Genomic DNA, 1,670 nt, shown 5'->3' with positions numbered 1-1,670 from the left:
GCCCGCGGTCGCCGTCCGGCGCCCGCCGGCCGGGGCGCGGCCGTGACGCCCGACCAGATCCTGCTCGGTGTCGGGCTGATCGTGGTGCTCGCCGCCGCCTCCCAGCTGCTCGCCGCACAACTGCGCATCCCGGCGCTGCTCGTCCTGCTGCCGGTCGGCTTCGGCGCCGGGGCGCTCACCGACACCGTCGACCCGCAGCAGCTGCTCGGCCCGGCGTTCTCGCCGCTGGTCTCGCTGGCCGTCGCGGTCATCCTCTACGACGCGGGCCTCGGTCTGGAGCTGCGCCGGCTCCAGGCGCACAACCGCCGGGTCGTCGTCCGGCTGATCTGGCTCGGCACGCTGATCACCTGGGCGGCGGCGACGGCCCTGGCGGTGCCGCTGCTCGACATGCCGAAGCGGTCGGCGGTGATGCTGGGCGCGATCCTGGTGGTCTCCGGGCCGACGGTGGTCGGGCCGCTGCTGAACTTCGTCCGCCCGACCGAGCGGCTGCAGCGGATCCTGATCTGGGAGGGGACGCTGATCGACCCGGTCGGCGGCATCCTCGGCGCGTTCGTCTTCCACGGCGTCGTCTCGGCCAGCGGGGACGGCCTGCGCAGCGAGCTCGGCGGTTTCTGGCTCAGCATCCTGGTGGGCTGCGCGGGCGGTGCGGTGGGCACCGCCGTGCTCTGGCTGGTGCTGGACCGGCTGCGGCCGAACGAGATCCTCGGCACCACCGCGCAGCTCGCCGCGGTGATCGGGACGGCGGCGGCCTGCGACGCGCTGCGCGACGACACCGGTCTGATCGCCGCGGTGGTGATGGGCATGGCGATGGCCAACCTGCCGGGCCTCGACCTGCCCGTCCGCCGGCCGTTCCTGGAGACCCTGGTCTCGCTGATCATCGGTCTGCTCTTCGTCTCGATCTCGGCCACCGTCACCCCGGCCTCGCTGCGGCACGTGGTGCTGCCGGCGCTGGGCCTGGCAGCGGCGCTGGTGCTGGTGGTCCGGCCGGTGGTGGCACTGCTGGCGACGCTGGGCACCGACGTGTCGCGGGCGGAGCGGGCGTTCGTCGGCTGGATGGCCCCGCGCGGCATCGTCGCGGCGGCCACCGCATCCACCTTCTCGGCGACCCTGGTCGCGAAGGGTGTCGACGGCGCCCAGCGGCTGCTGCCCGCCACCTTCGTGGTGATCGTCGCGACGGTGACGGTGTACGGGCTGACGGCCTATCCGGTGGCCGGGCGGCTCGGGGTGCTGCGGCCGGCGCGGTCGCGGCCGCTGCTGGTCGGCGGCGACGCCTTCGCGGTGGACCTCGGGCTGGCGCTGCGCTCGCTCGGCCTGGACGTGCTGATGTGGGCGGGTGCCGACACCGAGCAGGACCGGATCACCGCGGCCGGGCTGGAGCTGGCGCCGGGCGAGCTGCTCGCCGCGGCGACCGGCGCGGGCGCCGAACTGGAGGGCATCACCGGGGTACTGCTGCTCACCGAGGAGGACGACTTCAACGCCCTGGCGTCGACCACCCTGCACGAGACGCTGGAGGGCGCGGTGTACCGGCTGGCGCCGGCGGCGGGCAGCCGGGGCGTGGTGGCTCCGTACACCGGCGGCGAGGCGCTGTTCGGCCCGGGTCTGACCCGGCCCGAGCTGGCCCGGCAGTACGGCGAGGGGGCGCGGGTCACCACCTCGCCGGCGGACGGCGG

1 protein-coding gene is annotated in these 1,670 nt (G+C 75.4%); it reads left to right on the top strand.

The window, feature by feature from the left end; all coding sequences use genetic code 11:
* Nucleotides 1-42: 42 nt before the first annotated feature.
* On the top strand, nt 43-1,670 hold a 1,628-nt coding region (locus tag ABZ641_RS36300; RefSeq protein ID WP_359988762.1), incomplete at its 3' end, for a cation:proton antiporter.

Source organism: Kitasatospora sp. NPDC007106 (assembly GCF_040634455.1).
Taxonomy (GTDB): domain Bacteria; phylum Actinomycetota; class Actinomycetes; order Streptomycetales; family Streptomycetaceae; genus Kitasatospora; species Kitasatospora arboriphila.
This window is presented reverse-complemented; position numbering and strand designations above follow the sequence as displayed.